Here is a 14,176-nt window from a genome sequence, read left to right on the forward strand (position 1 = left end):
CAGTGCTGTGGATAACCCGCCAGAAGTCACCATGTGGACCTAGTTTGGTTGTCGTTTCAACCAAAAATCTGTGGATAACCGGTGCCGCACGGCGGTAGATATAGGTGACGGCCCGCGCATCGGGGGGGTGTGCGCGCGGGCCGTCAGTAACCCGGCCTCGGGGGGTGAGCCGGGGCAGGCCGCACAGTATATCGGGGCCTTGCACGCATTATTATGACATGTTCGCCACCCAATCACAACAGCTAACAGCAGATTTCCACGGTCACGGCGCTGACCTGCACCGAATGCATGTTCACTCAGCGCCACCCCACGCGGGTTCCCAATCCCACATTAGTGGCATACAAATCACCGCTAACGTCAGCCACTTCTACACCAGCAAGCGCTAAGTGCGGCTACACTCGGCAGCACATCATGACTACTTCCCGAGGGCCCCGTCATCCCCGCCGCGCCACCACCCGCGCTGGCGGCGCCCCCGCACGCACCGCGGCGTTTTTCGATCTCGATAAGACCATCATCGCCACCTCCTCGGCCTATGCGTTTGGCCGCGAGTTCCTCCACAACGGGCTCATCTCGCCGGCCGAAGCACTGCAGCTATCACTTGCTAAGGCCAGCTATATGTTCTCCGGTTTGACCAGCGAAGGCATGGATTCCACCCGCGACCAACTCACCGCAATGGTCACCGGGTGGTCCGTGGACGAGGTGCGCGCCATCGCCCGCGACACCATGCATCACGTGGTCACGCCCTCCATTTATGCTGAGGCCCGCGAACTTATCCGCGCCCACCGCGCCGCTGGCCACCACGTGGTCATTGTCTCTGCCTCCGCGGCCGTGCTGGTGGACATCATCGCAGAAGAACTCGGCGTCGAGCACGTCATTGCCACCGAATTGGCAGAGGAAAACGGCCGTTTTACCGGGGAAGTGCTCTTTTATTGCAAGGGCCCCACTAAAGCAGAGGCACTGGATCAGACCGCAGCGGCAGAAAACCTCGACCTTAATGCCAGCTATGCCTACTCGGATTCCGCTACCGATATCCCGATGCTGGAAAAGGTAGGCCACCCCGTCGCCGTCAACCCGGACAAGCAACTAAAGCGCCACGCCCTCGCCCACCAATGGGAGATCCGCTCGTTTAAGGACCCGGTGCCGCTCCTTCCTGCACCGACCGCCAAGGAAATTGGAATCGGCGCTTCCGTTCTGGCGGGTACCGCGGCAGTTATCGGCGCTGGCCTGTGGCTAACGCAGCATCCGGGCCGCCCTGGCCCGCCCAAGCGGGGCCCACGGCGCGCCTCTTAGGCCGCGCGAGCAATCGCGTCGGCTTCTTTGCCACCGGCGGTCCAGGCGGCGAGGTGGGTTAAGAGGGCGTCGGCAAGCGCGGTGCGGTAATTGTCCACCGCGGCGGCATACTCGGCGCGGTGGCGGGTGTAGTAGACCTCGGGCACGGCAAAACCGCGCGGGTCAAAGCCCGTATGCACCGCGGCGAGGCGGGAGGCAACGCGCGCGACGAGGCCACTGCGAGGGCCAAAGAACTCGCCGGCGGCAATCTCGGCATGGACCACGCTCGGCAGCAAGAGATCGAAGGCGGGACCGCCACCCTGCGCGATGAGCCGGCCTAACCCTTGCAAGCGCGCACTCTCGCCGGCCGGAATGCCGGTACCGCCGGCCGCGACATCGATGCGCGCCAGCACCTGCAGCGGTGCCCGAGCAAAGGAGCGCACCGTGGCATCTAAGAGTTCCGGGGCGGCCACGGAATAGGCGCTGACAGCGCTGGCCAGCGGCCCTTCTTCCATATCTTCCGGTCCCGGATGTGGGGGGATGGCGTGGCCGTCCAGCGCCACGCTGGCACGGGCGCCGCGCATGAGGGACTCCGCAGCGATAACCTTAAACTTGCGCAATCCTGCAGGTCGGCGGTGTGCACGGGCAATGGCAGCGGCGGCTTTTTCTGCACTTTCTTTTACCCCCGGCAGGCGAAACAGCGGGGATAACGCGTCATTTTCTGACATATCCATTAGGATAGCCGTGGAAGTCCCTAAGTATGCGTGGCACCATGGGATAATAGTGATTCCATTATTGTTGGGGACATTACAAGGTTTAGATAAACGCGAGGAGAATTAATCGTGAGCAACGATGGACTTTTTACCGACGGTACTGATCAATTTGCACCGAAGGTGAACTCGATCCCTTTGAGTGACGTGGATACATCCTCGTCCGAGACCTCGGTAGGCCAGCTGGTCTCCAACGCCACCGAGCAGATGTCCCAGCTCGTGCGCTCCGAGGTGGAACTAGCCAAGACCGAGCTGGCAGAGTCTGCTAAGAAGGGCGGCATCGGTGCAGGCCTCTTCGGCGGCGCAGGCACCATCGCGCTGTATAGCTCTTTCTTCTTTTTCTTCTTCCTGGCCGAGCTCCTCGCCGTCTGGCTGGACCGCTGGGCAGCGTTCCTGATCGTCTTCTTGATCATGATCGTTCTCGCCGGCATCCTGGCTTTCGTTGGCCTGAAGAACGTCAAGCAGGTCAAGGCCCCGCAGAAGACCATTGACTCCACCAAGGAGCTCAAGAACTTGGTTCCGGGCAAGGCGCAGAAGTCCCTGGACCGTAAGAACACCAACGGCCTCTACACCTAAACCGGCAGGCGCCACGCGTACGTGCACGCCTCTATCCGCCCTAGCTAGCCTGGGGCGGATTTTGTGTACTTCCGCCCCCTCTTCTCTACCGTTTCTGCCCCAACTATAGAAAGGCGGCACCATGGCCTTCGCACCCCTGCCCCCCTCAACGGTGGAGCTGGATGGACCTTATGCACATGAGTTCGTCCACACCCGCGGCATTCGCCTGCACGTCGCCACGGCGGGCGATAGCACGCAGCCACTCGTGGTGCTCATCCACGGCGCCTTCGGCGGATGGTTCGATTACCAGGAGGTCATAGCGCCGATTGCACAACGCGGCTTCCACGTCGCGGCCGTGGATATGCGGGGCTTTGGTATGTCCGATAAGCCGCCCATTGATGCGGGGCAGGATATCCGCACTTTAGTGGGCGATATTAGCGGGCTCATTCAGGCCTTGGGCCATGACGATGCCTTTGTGGTGGGCGCCGATACGGGTGGCGCCGTGGCATGGTGCTTGGCGGCAGAGCGCCCTGAGCGGGTGCGCGGCCTGGCCTCCATTTCCGCCGCCCACCCGGTGGATCTGCGCCGCGCGATTGCTGCCCGGCCGTGGGACTTTGGGTGGATTAACCTGCGCTCGTTGCTGTGCCGCCTGCCGCGCGTTACCCGCGCCCAAAACCTGCTGCTTAGCCCGCGCGCCTACCGCAAGGAGTTGGAGCTGGATACGGGGCCTTCGCTTGCCGACGCCACCCTAGACCGCATCCTCGATCTCCGCCTGCGCGCCTCCCGCATCGGCAGCGTCCGCCGTGGAATCTTGTGGAACCACCGCATGCGCACCGCCGTGGTCCCCTTGACCTGGGTAGAACTGACAGTAGAGCGTCCCGTGCTCTTCATCCACGCCCAGCAGCGACTGTGGAACCCCGTGGTCCGCCGCGCCGCCTCGCGCGCCCGCCGCGGATTTACCGCCACGACCGTCCCCGGCGCGAAGAACCTTCCGCACCTGGAAGCACCGGCGGATTTCGTTTCCACGCTAGCGGCCTGGCTACAAGAACATCGCTAGTGCGCCACGCACTCCCCGGTATCAACCGGGTGGGTAAGCCGCGTGATGTCTCCGATCTGGGCATTGACCTCATCGGCGGTTAGGGCATAGCCCGTCTCGGAATCATCCACCGAGGCACCGAAGACCACGCCGAGGACCTCGCCGGCCGTGTTGACCAGCGGCCCGCCGGAATTTCCTTGTTGGATCTTGCCGCGCACGGTGTAGGAATCGCGTTCCACGCGACCATGCGAGTAGATATCCGGGCCGGAAATGGTGATGCGATCGCGCACGCGCGCCATCTCGGCGTCGAAAGGCCCAGAGTGCGGGAAGCCCATGACCATGGCATCATCGCCCGTCTGGGCCGGGGCCTGGGCCCACGGCAGTGGATCGATGCCCAGGTCGCGCGAGTGCAGCACCGCCACATCCACATCCGGGTTGTAGTAGACCACGGTCGCGTCCTTGAGGCCCACCTTGGTATCCAAACGCACGGTCTGCGTGCCGGCCACTACGTGAGCATTGGTGATCACGTAGTCATCGGCCGCCACGAAGCCGGAACCCATGAGGCGGCGGGAGCACTCTTCGGCGTCGCCAAGCACGTGAATGATAGACGGCCGCATACGCCGCACCATCTCCGGATCCTGCACGTCTGGGTCCGGCTCTTCTACTTCCTCGGTGCTAATCGAGTTTTGCCACGGCGAGACTAGCGGCGGCAGGCCGGACTCGTTGAGCATCGCCGCCACCCCATTGGGCAGCGACGCTACCTGCGCCGGCGCGGCCGAGTTGAGCTTGCCCAAGATGCGGGAATCGCGCAGGCCCTGGCCCGCCACCCCACCTAAGTTGGTGGCCACGGGGATAGAAATGAGCCAAATAACCACCAAGGCGGCAAAGGCTTGAAAAACCGCACCCACGGCGGAATCGAGGCGCTGCGTCTTGCGCGCCTTCATGCGATCGCGCACGCTGCCACCCAACGAGGATCCGATAAGCTGCCCGACGCCCACAAAAAGCACCAGGATTCCCACTAACAGCAGCAAGCGCAGCGAGGGTTGATCCACCAGGCGCAGGGCGGCCGGGGCCACGGCAATGCCTAGCACTACCCCAGCACCCACACCAATAGAGGCCAATACCGCCGCGAGGGCGCCATTGCGCCACCCACTCAGGAGCGCTATGAGGACGGCGACCACAATCAAGCCGTCAACGATGAGCGCAGGAGTCATGGCTATGGGTTCTTTCTATCTGGGAGTTAAAATGAATACGTACCGTGGCACAAGCGGTTAGGACATCTTCTCATTATTGCGGGAGTTTGTGAGGGAGTCACGCAGGTCCATGACTGAATTGTTATCCCATGGAACGCTCCACCCGGCGTGCTGCAATAGTGCCGAGAGCACACCGGCGGTAAAGCCCCAAATGACGTAGCCATTGGCGTGAAATGCTGGTCCTTGCCACTTTCTAAAGCCCACCATGAAGCGGTTGCGCGGATCGGCCAACTCCCGGATAGGCACGAGAAACACGTCATCGGTTTCATCGGGGCTGGCGGGATAGACCTCCCCCGGCTGGGCCCAATGCGCCAAAATGGGGCTCACCGGATTGCCGGTGGCGCGGATATGCAGCTGCTCCCACTGCTCCAGCGGGGTCACGGAGTTGCGCTGCAGGTCCGTTTCCTCCCAGGCTTCCCGCAGCGCGGTATCTACCAGGGAGGTATCGGCGGGATCCCGGCGGCCGCCGGGAAAGGCTATCTGGCCCGAGTGCGAGCGCATGGACGGCGAGCGATGCGTGAGCAAAATGCTGGCCTCCTCCGCGCTCTCACCGCTCAGCAGCATGAGCACGGCCGCTTCCCGCTTGACCGGCACCTGCACATTGGTGCCGTTGAGGGACGAAGCCTGGCGGTTGCCAATGAGCTCTTGCACCTGGCTGGGGTCTACCCCCAGCGCCGGCTTGAGCCATTCTGGCGTGCGCTCGGGAAGGAGTTGACTCATGCCGCAATCGCCTCCTCCACGGCCTTTTCAATCTCCGCTGCGGAGCTAAACGGTTGCGCAAATTGCTTGCGCACCTCACCGTCCTTTAACACCACGGTCACCGGCACCACGCCCGGCAGGCCCAGCTCACCGGCAAATTTATTATCCGAATCCTGGAAGCTCGGCAGCTCCACGCCCAAGTCATTCAGGAAGGCCGCACCATTTCCCGCGTTCTTATCCGCGTGCACGCCCACGACCTGCCAGTCCGGATGCGTTTCCGCCACATCCTGCAGATAGGGAAGTTCCGCGCGGCACGGCTCGCACCACCACGCCCACACGTTAACCACGGCTATGCCCTCATCGGCGGGCTTTCCGGCAGCCGCACCACCTAGGCACTCCAGCTCTACCCCAGCCACGGTGCCGGCCGGGCAGTCTGGGCGCTGCGGGACTTCTTGCGGGGAAGCCTCGCTTGGCGACGCCTCCTCGGATCCGCCCCCACCCCGTAACTGCGAGACCCCCACGACCGCGATAACGGCAATGAGGATCGCGGCAATCACCGTGCCAAGGACGTAGTTCTTCATACCGTTAGCCTAGCGCCCACGAGCAGCTGGACACATATCCCACAGAACGCATGCATCGCACTCCGGCGTGCGCGCATGGCAGACCTGGCGCCCGTGGAAGATGACGCGGTGTGAAAACATCGTCCACTCTTCTTCCGGCACGAGCTTAGCGATGTCCCTCTCAATCTTGACCGGCGTCTTCTCCCCCGTCAGCCCGAGCCGCTGCATGAGGCGGCCGAAGTGCGTATCCACGGTCAGTCCGGGGACCCCGAAGGCATTTCCGAGCACCACCAGTGCGGTCTTGCGCCCGACGCCGGGCAGGCTGGTCAGTTCTTTGACCGTGCGCGGTACCTGCCCTTCAAAATCTGCCACCAGCTTCTCCCCGATGCCCAAAAGGTGACCTGCCTTGGCGCGCTGAAAGCCCAACGGCCGCAGGATGCTCTCCAAGTCCGAGCGCTGCGCAGCCGCATAATCCGCCGCCTCTGGGTAGCGGGCAAAGAGTTCAGGGGTCACCGAATTCACGCGTTCATCCGTACATTGCGCAGAAAGAACGGTGGCAACGAGCAGCTGCAGCGGGGAGTCATAATCCAAGGCACACCGTGCATCCGGATACTCCTGCGCCAAACGCCGATTTACCTCCGGTGCGCGCAGCTCCGGCGCGCTGGCCGCTGACAGTGCTGAATTCATGGGGTTTAGCTTAGTAGACTAGGAAAACATGATTTCACTCGTGATTCTGGTACCACTTGCCATCGCCCTTTTCGCCCTCCTGATGGAAAAGCTTGAGGCAGTCGTTTTTGCTGACTAGGCAGCAAAACTGCTGGCCTGAACCGTGCACTAGCACGAGTAGAGTTTCTATAGTGTGACAAAATTTCACTGAAGTACCAAAAGTGACCAATTACACTGTAAGATGAAACGCGTTACACAGTGACCCCGCTTGTTCCGCATTGTCGAGTGCACGAAAGACCGCACCCAGATGTGGCACAGGCTCATCTATGGACTTTCGTAGTCGACATCCAAGGAGTAAAACGTGGAAGGCGTACAGGACATCCTCTCCCGCGCCGGAATCTTCCAAGGCGTTGATCCCGTTGCAGTGCAGCACCTAATCGAGCAGATGGAGACCGTGCGCTACCCGCGCGGAACCACCATCTTCGACGAAGGCGAGCCTGGCGATCGCTTGTACATCATCACCTCGGGCAAGATTAAGCTCGCCCGCCACGCCCCGGATGGCCGCGAAAACCTCCTAACCGTCATGGGCCCATCCGATATGTTTGGCGAGCTGTCCATCTTCGATCCGGGCCCGCGCACCTCTTCCGCAGTGTGCGTGACCGAGGTTCAGGCAGCCACCATGAACTCCGAGCTGCTCAAGAAGTGGGTTGGTGACCACCCCGAAATCGCCCAGCAGCTGCTGCGCGTGCTGGCTCGCCGCCTGCGCCGCACCAACGCCAACCTGGCCGACCTCATCTTCACCGACGTTCCGGGCCGCGTAGCAAAGACCTTGCTGCAGCTGGCTAACCGCTTCGGCGTCCAGGAAGGCAGCGCCCTGCGCGTGAACCACGACCTCACCCAGGAAGAGATTGCCCAGCTGGTGGGCGCTTCCCGTGAGACCGTCAACAAGGCGCTGGCCACCTTCGCGCACCGCGGTTGGATCCGCCTCGAGGGCAAGTCCGTGCTCATCGTCGATACCGAGCACCTCGCCCGCCGCGCTCGCTAAGACCGCGCCGGCTCACGACCCCGCCTCGGCGGGGTTTCGCTGGTTTTACCCCCCTTAACCAGTTCCACACCACACTTGTGGCCACGGTACGCTCCACACCGCACTGCCGGCGGGCCATACCGTGGCCACACGTTGACCCTGCGCGCCTCCTTCCTCAGCCCACAGAACAATTAAGCCCCTCTTCCCACCAAAAAGGAAGAGGGGCCAATGGAAATAGGCTTATTTAGCCTCGCCGTCCAAGTACTTCAGCGCGGTGCGCGTGGACTGCTCCGCAGCGTGGCGCAGCACCGGGTCCACATCGTCATACATCTCGTTGACCAGGGTATTCAGATCTACATCATCGCCTAGGCGGGAGCGGATCTCCTTAATCTGGTCAAGGCGGTAGTGGCGGCGGTCAATGTACTTGCGGGCCACCTGAGAGGTGTCATCCAAGTCTGGTCCGTGTCCCGGGAACAGCGCAATATCCTTACCGCGCTCTTCCAAGGTGTCGAGGGTCTGCAGGTAATCGGCCAAGTTACCGTCCGTCTCCGAAAGGAGAACGGTGTGGCGGCCGGCGATGGTGTCACCGGAGATAATGCCTTCGAGGCGGGAATTTGCTACCTCGCCGCTCCACACAAAGAAGCAGGTAGAATCCGCGGTATGCCCTGGGGTGTGCACGACCTCGAGACTTGGGGTGATGCCATCGAGGGAGATGTGCTCGCCGTCCTGGAGGGCCTCGGCACCATTGCAGTAGCTCGGATCGAAGGCGCGGATGGGGGCGCCGGTCATCTGCCGCAAGCGTTGTGCGCCCGAAGCGTGGTCATCATGGCGGTGGGTAATCAAAATCAAAGCCACCTCACCTGCGTTGCGGTGCACAACGTTGAGATGGCCTTCATCCTCGGGACCCGGATCCACGACGATCGCCCGAGAGTCTTCAGCGGCGCGAATAATCCACGTATTCGTACCCTCAAGGGCGGTGTAGCTGGGGTTATCACAAAGGACTACGCCAACGGACTGGCTGACGGGACGCAATTGACTATATGCGGGGTGCTCCATAGTTACTAGCCTATCCGATCAAGCAGCAATTTCTACGATTAGTTCGATCTCTACCGGGGCGTTTTTAGGCAACGCAGCTACGCCCACAGCGGAGCGAGCATGCTTTCCAGCATCCCCAAAGACCTCACCGATGAAATCGGAGGCACCATTGATAACTACCGGTTGGTCTGCATAGGCCGGATCGGAGGCTACAAACCCCACGATTTTTACCACGCGGGAGACATTGTCCAAGCCAACTTCGGCATCGATAGCGGCGAGCGCATTCAGCGCCGCGATACGGGCCTGTTCCTGGGCTTGTTCCGTGGTGACTTCGGCGCCAACCTTGCCGGTGAGCGGCAGGGCGCCTTCCACGAGGGGAAGCTGGCCAGAGGTCCAGACCTGATCACCCACGCGCACAGCCGGCACATAGGAAGCTAGTGGCTTGGCGACGCCCGGCAGCTCATACCCCAGCTCCCGCAAGCGAGCATGAAAGCCCATTTACTCTGCCACCTCGCGCTTGAAGTAGGCTACGACGTTTTCCGGGTTAGGGCCCGGGGTGACGGTGACCAGTTCCCAGCCATCTTCACCCCAAGAATCGAGGATCTGCTTGGTGGCGTGGGTAAGGACAGGTGCGGTTGCGTATTCCCATTTAGTCATGGGGTCCATTCTAACTATTAAATACGCACTATGCCGTCTAAATTCTTAAATGCCGACGAGCTCGCCGCCTTGGGCCAAGTAGTGGGCCCAGTCCGTGATGTGGGGGTTCTTGCGCAGCAGAGCTCGGCGCTGGCGCTCGGTCAGCCCGCCCCAAACACCGAACTCGACGCGATTATCCAGGGCGTCAGCGCGGCATTCGGTCAGCACTGGGCAGTGGCGGCAAATGACGGCCGCCTTGCGCTGTTCCGCACCGCGAACAAATAGGGCATCCGGGTCGCCCTTGCGGCATTTGGCCTGGGTGACCCACTCACCACGCTCGGGATTTCGGGCTGTATTAGACATTCCAGCAGTCTTCACACGAACGGTCATGGGTGAGTGTGCTCCTTCCCAGACGGAATACTATGTAACGCATCTGAGTCTATTCATCCAGGTAGAAGATTGTCTAACACGTCACACTTTAGGGGGTGCGAGTGATCTTCCACCTACCAAGGGCAACCACGTAGTGTATGGGGCGTGACTGTCATCAAATCTTTGGCCAAGATAGCCCTGTCTACGGTCTTGGTAGGCGCGCTCATCGCCCTGGCTCTTGCCCCCTTCGCGGGCATTTCCGGTGTGGCGATTGCCCGCACTAACGAAACCATGCAATCTGACCTGCAAGATCTGACTGCCGGCAATATCCCAGGCGTCACCACAATCAAAGACGCCAAGGGCAAGGACATGGCTTATGTCTTCAGCCAACGCCGCCACCCGGTAGAGAGCAAGAAGATCTCTAAGGCCATGAAAAACGCCATCGTCTCCATTGAGGACGAGCGCTTTTATGATCACGAAGGCGTGGACTTCCAGGGAAATTTCCGCGCGCTATGGACAAACCTGACGTCGGGCGGCGTCTCCCAGGGCGCTTCCACCATCGATCAGCAGTACGTCAAGAACTACCTGTTGCTAGTCTCTGCCACCACCGATGAAGAGCGCGCCGCGGCCACCGAGCAATCCGTGGCCCGCAAGCTGCGCGAGATGCGCATGGCCACCAAGATGGATGCGGAATTGGATAAGGATGACATCCTCACCAATTATCTCAACCTGGTGTCTTTTGGTAACCACGCCTATGGCGTCGAGGCGGCGGCCCGCACCTACTTTGACACGCATGCTTCCGAGCTCACGGTGCCGCAGGCAGCGATGCTGGCCGGCATGGTCCAATCCTCTGAGCGCCTCAATCCCTATACCAACGCCGAGGAAGTAACCGAGCGGCGCAACCTAGTCCTGCAATCCATGGCGGATAATGGCCATATCAAGCAACAGGAAGCGGATAAGTATAAGGGGGAGAAGCTGGGCGTCGGCAAGAAGCCCAAAACGCTGGCCAATGGCTGCATCGGCGCCGGCGACCGCGGTTTCTTCTGTGATTATGTGCTGAAATACCTGGATAAAAAGGGCATTAGCGAGGATCAGCTAGCGCGCGGCGGCTACACCATCAAAACCACGCTGGATCCAACGGTGCAAGACAAGGCCCTCGAGTCAGTACAAAGCCACACCAATCCGGATGCCCAGGGCGTGGCTGAAGTCATGAACGTCATCAAGCCCGGCAGGTCGGACCGCAAGGTGCTGGCCATGGTCTCCTCGCGCGATTACGGCCTGGACCTAGATAAAAATGAGACCATCCTGCCGCAGCCTTACTCCTTAGTGGGCAACGGTGCAGGTTCCGTCTTTAAGGTCTTTACCGCCGCGGCCGCGCTCGAAGCGGGCTATGGCATCAAAAACACCGTGAATGTGCCCACCCGCTACGAGGCGGAAGGCCTGGGCCACGGCGGCGCCGCCGGCTGCCCGGCGGACCGCTACTGCGTGGAAAACGCTGGTTCCTATAAGGCCACGATGACGCTGCAGGAAGCGCTGGCACACTCCCCCAATACGCCGTTTATCAAGCTCACGGAGCAGGTAGGCGTGGCACCCATCGTCGATATGGCCGTTCGTTTGGGCCTGCGCTCCTACGATGACAAGGGCAGCTTTGATAAAGACACCTCGATTGCTCAGCACACCAAGGACGCCAACTCCGGCTCCTTCACCTTGGGCCCGGACCAGGTCAACCCGCTGGAGCTTTCCAATGTGGGTGCCACGCTGGCCGCCGATGGCAAGTGGTGCGAGCCCAACCCCATCTCCCAGGTCACGGATAAGGAAGGCAACGAGGTCTATCTCAAGGAAACCCCGTGTGAGCAGGCTGTTGATAAGGACGTAGCCCGTGCGATGAGCAACGCCTTGTCTGAGGACGCCAAGCAAGGCACCGCCAAGGATGCCGCCCAAGCGGCCGGTTATTCCAGCCCAATCGCGGCCAAGACCGGTACCACCGAGTCCAACCAGTCCTCCGCATTCTTGGGATTCAACGAGGGCATTTCCGCCGCACCGTATATCTATAACGATGGCACCTCCACCGTCCCGCTATGTACCGGGCCGGTGCGCCAGTGCGCGGGTTGGGGCAACCTCTACGGCGGCTTGGAACCGGCGCAGACCTTCTTCAGCATGGCTACGCAGCTGCCGATAGCGACCAAGGCCGGACTGCCGAACTACAACAAGAAGTACGACAACGGCACCACGGCCGATAAGACCCTTGATAGCCTGCGCGGCAAATCCGAGGCCGAGGCCCGCCAGACCTTGGAGTCCAAGGGCTACGTAGTCAAGACCTCCCGGGTCATCGGCGGCAATGTTCCTTATGGCCGTGTAGTTCGCGCGATTACCGGCAAGGACGGCAAGAAGAAGGGCGCGGAGATTACGCTGCAGCTTTCCGACGGCGCCGGGGCCTCCCAATCCCCTTCCTCCGGCGTGGCCGACGCCAACTCCACCGGCGCACAAAATAGCACCGGCGGCGGTAATGCCGACGGTGCTACGAGCCCGGGCCGCTCGACTGGCGGCACAGGCGGCGGAACGGGCAACGGCGGTGGCGGTACCGGCGGCGGGTTCTCGCCGGAAGACTTTGGCATCCGCCAAGAGGACATCGATAGCTTTGCCAACGACGTCCGCAGTCTGCTTGGCCGCTAAGCCTCGCCCGTTGCGGTCTCGCCCGCTTTAGCTCAGCTGGGACTTGACCTCAGCGGACAGGCGCTTGCCATCCGCCTGGCCGGCGGCCTTGGCATTGGCCACCTTCATTACTGCACCCATCTGCTTCATGGTGGGTGCTTCGCCGTTTTCGGCCTCAACCTCCGCGATAGATTCCTTCACCAAAGCTTGTAGTTCGGACTCGTCCAGCTGGCGGGGTTGGTAGGCCTCGAAGAAGGGGACGTCGGCAAGCTCGGCTTCCGCCAGCTCCGGACGGCCGTTGTCCTCATAAACCTCGGCGGACTCGCGGCGCTTTTTGATCTCGCGCGCAATCACCTTGAGGATATCGGCGTCCTCCAGCTCATGCCGAGAACCATTGGTCTCCTCGGCCTGGATGGCGGCCAGCAAGGCGCGGATAGCGCTGGTGCGCTGCTTCTCCTTCGCCTTCATTGCGGTTTTCAGATCTGCACGGATGGTTTGCTTTAGCTCGCTCATGCCTATCAATGTACGCCAGGTAGTGTGGTAGCCGTGAAACCTTTACGTATTCTTGGCGGCCTCACCGCTGCCGGCCTGGGCGCCGCGGCATGGGGCTATAGCGAACTGACCAAATTCGAGCTCAAGGAATATACGCTCCCCCTCCTGCCCAAGGGCACGCTGCGTGGTAAGCCGGAATTTCGGCTGCTGCATCTGTCCGATCTGCATATGATCCCCGGCCAGGAGACCAAGATTGCCTGGGTGTCTGCCCTCGACGCCCTGGAGCCGGACCTCGTGGTCAACACTGGCGATAATCTCTCCGATCAGCAGGCCGTTCCCGATACGTTGCGCGCGCTCGGCCCGTTGCTGGCCCGTCCCGGCCTCTTTGTTTTTGGCACCAATGACTACTGGGCGCCGCAGCCGGTTAACCCCTTCAAGTACCTGCTGGGCAAAAAGCGCGAGCCCTCCTATGTGGACTTGCCGTGGCGCGGCATGCGCGCCGCCTTCTTGGAGCACGGTTGGCGCGATGCCAATCAGGCCCGCCATGAATTCAAGGTGGGCAACGTCCGCCTTGCCGCCGCCGGCGTGGACGATCCGCACCACGATCTGGATGACTACTCCGAAATCGCCGGCCCGCCCAACGAGGACGCCGACTTGTCCCTAGCGCTCCTCCATGCCCCCGAACCCCGCGTGCTGGAGAAGTTTGCGGTCGATGGCTACCAACTTTCCCTGTCCGGCCACACCCACGGCGGCCAGATCTGCCTGCCCGGTTCCCGCGCGCTGGTAACCAATTGTGGCATCGACCGCGACCGCGTGCAGGGTCTCCACGACTTCGGCCCGATGAAGATGCATGTTTCCAATGGTCTGGGTACCTCCAAATTCGCCCCGGTGCGCATTTTCTGCCGCCCTTCCGCCACACTGCTGAAAATCACCGAGGTGGACTAAACCCAGCCACCTGCCGTTTTGTTGATTGCGCTCAGCTTGCGTTAAAGTGTCCAGGTACCGCTTTTCAAGGCGGAACGCCGGGATATGGCGCAGGTTGGTAGCGCGCTTCGTTCGGGACGAAGAGGTCGCAGGTTCAAATCCTGTTATCCCGACAGATACGGGCAAGCCCCTGCTCTGACCAGCAAGTTTAGCTGGCGAGCAGGGGCTTTTCCATA

Annotated in this window: 16 protein-coding genes and 1 tRNA gene; 7 read left to right on the forward strand and 10 right to left on the reverse strand. The window is 61.5% G+C overall.

The genetic code is table 11. The features are described 5' to 3' along the window. Positions 1–411: 411 nt before the first annotated feature. Positions 412–1,290, forward strand: coding sequence for an HAD family phosphatase (locus QP324_RS08815; protein ID WP_284815672.1), 879 nt, complete (start codon positions 412–414; stop codon positions 1,288–1,290). On the opposite strand, the gene QP324_RS08820 is transcribed toward QP324_RS08815, so the two are convergent. Beyond that, positions 1,287–2,003, reverse strand: a complete 717-nt coding sequence (locus QP324_RS08820) for an oxidoreductase (protein ID WP_284815674.1) — start codon at positions 2,001–2,003, stop codon at positions 1,287–1,289. The genes QP324_RS08815 and QP324_RS08820 overlap by 4 nt on opposite strands. A 105-nt stretch (positions 2,004–2,108) precedes the next feature. On the opposite strand from QP324_RS08820, the gene QP324_RS08825 reads away from it, so the two are divergent. Together QP324_RS08825 and QP324_RS08830 are read left to right on the forward strand one after the other, a co-directional pair. Then, positions 2,109–2,615, forward strand: coding sequence for a phage holin family protein (locus tag QP324_RS08825; RefSeq protein ID WP_239278546.1), 507 nt, complete (start codon positions 2,109–2,111; stop codon positions 2,613–2,615). Positions 2,616–2,736: 121 nt separating this feature from the next. Further along, entirely contained in the window at positions 2,737–3,651 is a 915-nt protein-coding gene (locus QP324_RS08830) for an alpha/beta fold hydrolase (protein ID WP_239278481.1), read from the forward strand. Here the strand turns inward: QP324_RS08830 and QP324_RS08835 are convergent. The 4 genes from QP324_RS08835 to nth are packed head-to-tail and all read right to left on the reverse strand — an operon-like array spanning position 3,648 to position 6,829. Continuing rightward, complete coding sequence (locus tag QP324_RS08835) at positions 3,648–4,844, reverse strand: MarP family serine protease (protein WP_239278480.1); 1,197 nt, start codon at positions 4,842–4,844, stop codon at positions 3,648–3,650. The two genes, QP324_RS08830 and QP324_RS08835, sit on opposite strands and share 4 nt — an antisense overlap. Before the next feature lie 57 nt (positions 4,845–4,901). After that, positions 4,902–5,603, reverse strand: coding sequence for a CoA pyrophosphatase (locus tag QP324_RS08840; protein WP_239278478.1), 702 nt, complete (start codon positions 5,601–5,603; stop codon positions 4,902–4,904). Continuing rightward, complete coding sequence (locus QP324_RS08845) at positions 5,600–6,163, reverse strand: TlpA disulfide reductase family protein (protein WP_284815678.1); 564 nt, start codon at positions 6,161–6,163, stop codon at positions 5,600–5,602. The genes QP324_RS08840 and QP324_RS08845 overlap by 4 nt, the downstream gene beginning before the upstream one ends. Positions 6,164–6,172: 9 nt before the next feature. Then, positions 6,173–6,829 carry an endonuclease III gene (nth, locus tag QP324_RS08850; protein WP_284815680.1) on the reverse strand — a complete coding sequence of 219 codons (657 nt, stop codon included), beginning with the start codon at positions 6,827–6,829 and terminating at the stop codon, positions 6,173–6,175. 340 nt (positions 6,830–7,169) lie between these two features. On the opposite strand from nth, the gene glxR reads away from it, so the two are divergent. After that, positions 7,170–7,853: a CRP-like cAMP-activated global transcriptional regulator GlxR gene (glxR, locus tag QP324_RS08855; protein WP_005323128.1), complete on the forward strand. Its 684-nt coding sequence runs from the start codon at positions 7,170–7,172 to the stop codon at positions 7,851–7,853. A 219-nt stretch (positions 7,854–8,072) separates the two neighbouring features. Here the strand turns inward: glxR and QP324_RS08860 are convergent, their stop codons facing one another. From QP324_RS08860 to QP324_RS08875, 4 genes are read right to left on the reverse strand one after another with little or no spacing between them, the layout of a single operon-like run. Beyond that, entirely contained in the window at positions 8,073–8,888 is an 816-nt protein-coding gene (locus QP324_RS08860; RefSeq protein ID WP_284815682.1) for an MBL fold metallo-hydrolase, read from the reverse strand. An 18-nt stretch (positions 8,889–8,906) separates the two neighbouring features. Then, positions 8,907–9,365: a RidA family protein gene (locus QP324_RS08865; protein WP_198492395.1), complete on the reverse strand. Its 459-nt coding sequence runs from the start codon at positions 9,363–9,365 to the stop codon at positions 8,907–8,909. Beyond that, entirely contained in the window at positions 9,366–9,524 is a 159-nt protein-coding gene (locus QP324_RS08870; RefSeq protein WP_005323131.1) for a DUF4177 domain-containing protein, read from the reverse strand. It lies immediately after the preceding gene. Between the two features lie 45 nt (positions 9,525–9,569). Beyond that, on the reverse strand, positions 9,570–9,893 hold the full coding sequence (locus QP324_RS08875; RefSeq protein ID WP_005323132.1) for a WhiB family transcriptional regulator: 324 nt from the start codon (positions 9,891–9,893) through the stop codon (positions 9,570–9,572). A gap of 144 nt (positions 9,894–10,037) precedes the next feature. Between QP324_RS08875 and QP324_RS08880 the strand changes: the two genes are divergently transcribed. Then, positions 10,038–12,545 carry a transglycosylase domain-containing protein gene (locus QP324_RS08880; RefSeq protein ID WP_239278471.1) on the forward strand — a complete coding sequence of 836 codons (2,508 nt, stop codon included), beginning with the start codon at positions 10,038–10,040 and terminating at the stop codon, positions 12,543–12,545. 27 nt (positions 12,546–12,572) lie between these two features. Here QP324_RS08880 and QP324_RS08885 read toward each other — a convergent pair whose 3' ends face one another. Next, a complete protein-coding gene (locus QP324_RS08885) occupies positions 12,573–13,037 on the reverse strand; it encodes a GatB/YqeY domain-containing protein (RefSeq protein WP_239278470.1) in 465 nt (154 codons plus the stop codon). Positions 13,038–13,070: 33 nt separating this feature from the next. Here QP324_RS08885 and QP324_RS08890 point away from each other — a divergent pair, with 33 nt between their 5' ends. Further along, positions 13,071–13,961, forward strand: coding sequence for a metallophosphoesterase (locus tag QP324_RS08890; RefSeq protein WP_284815685.1), 891 nt, complete (start codon positions 13,071–13,073; stop codon positions 13,959–13,961). 78 nt (positions 13,962–14,039) lie between these two features. After that, a tRNA-Pro gene (locus tag QP324_RS08895) sits at positions 14,040–14,113 on the forward strand. The last annotated feature ends 63 nt before the right edge of the window (positions 14,114–14,176 follow it).

Origin of the sequence: Corynebacterium sp. UMB0012 (assembly GCF_030216265.1) — a bacterium.
In the GTDB taxonomy this organism is placed as follows: Bacteria; Actinomycetota; Actinomycetes; order Mycobacteriales; family Mycobacteriaceae; genus Corynebacterium.

Coding starts and splice junctions, on each gene's coding strand:
- QP324_RS08815 (WP_284815672.1), top strand. CDS start 412: ATGACTACTTCCCGAGGGCCCCGTCATCCCCGCCGCGCCACCACCCGC.
- QP324_RS08820 (WP_284815674.1), bottom strand. CDS start 2,003: ATGGATATGTCAGAAAATGACGCGTTATCCCCGCTGTTTCGCCTGCCG.
- QP324_RS08830 (WP_239278481.1), top strand. CDS start 2,737: ATGGCCTTCGCACCCCTGCCCCCCTCAACGGTGGAGCTGGATGGACCT.
- QP324_RS08835 (WP_239278480.1), bottom strand. CDS start 4,844: ATGACTCCTGCGCTCATCGTTGACGGCTTGATTGTGGTCGCCGTCCTC.
- QP324_RS08840 (WP_239278478.1), bottom strand. CDS start 5,603: ATGAGTCAACTCCTTCCCGAGCGCACGCCAGAATGGCTCAAGCCGGCG.
- QP324_RS08845 (WP_284815678.1), bottom strand. CDS start 6,163: ATGAAGAACTACGTCCTTGGCACGGTGATTGCCGCGATCCTCATTGCC.
- nth (WP_284815680.1), bottom strand. CDS start 6,829: ATGAATTCAGCACTGTCAGCGGCCAGCGCGCCGGAGCTGCGCGCACCG.
- QP324_RS08860 (WP_284815682.1), bottom strand. CDS start 8,888: ATGGAGCACCCCGCATATAGTCAATTGCGTCCCGTCAGCCAGTCCGTT.
- QP324_RS08865 (WP_198492395.1), bottom strand. CDS start 9,365: ATGGGCTTTCATGCTCGCTTGCGGGAGCTGGGGTATGAGCTGCCGGGC.
- QP324_RS08870 (WP_005323131.1), bottom strand. CDS start 9,524: ATGACTAAATGGGAATACGCAACCGCACCTGTCCTTACCCACGCCACC.
- QP324_RS08875 (WP_005323132.1), bottom strand. CDS start 9,893: ATGACCGTTCGTGTGAAGACTGCTGGAATGTCTAATACAGCCCGAAAT.
- QP324_RS08885 (WP_239278470.1), bottom strand. CDS start 13,037: ATGAGCGAGCTAAAGCAAACCATCCGTGCAGATCTGAAAACCGCAATG.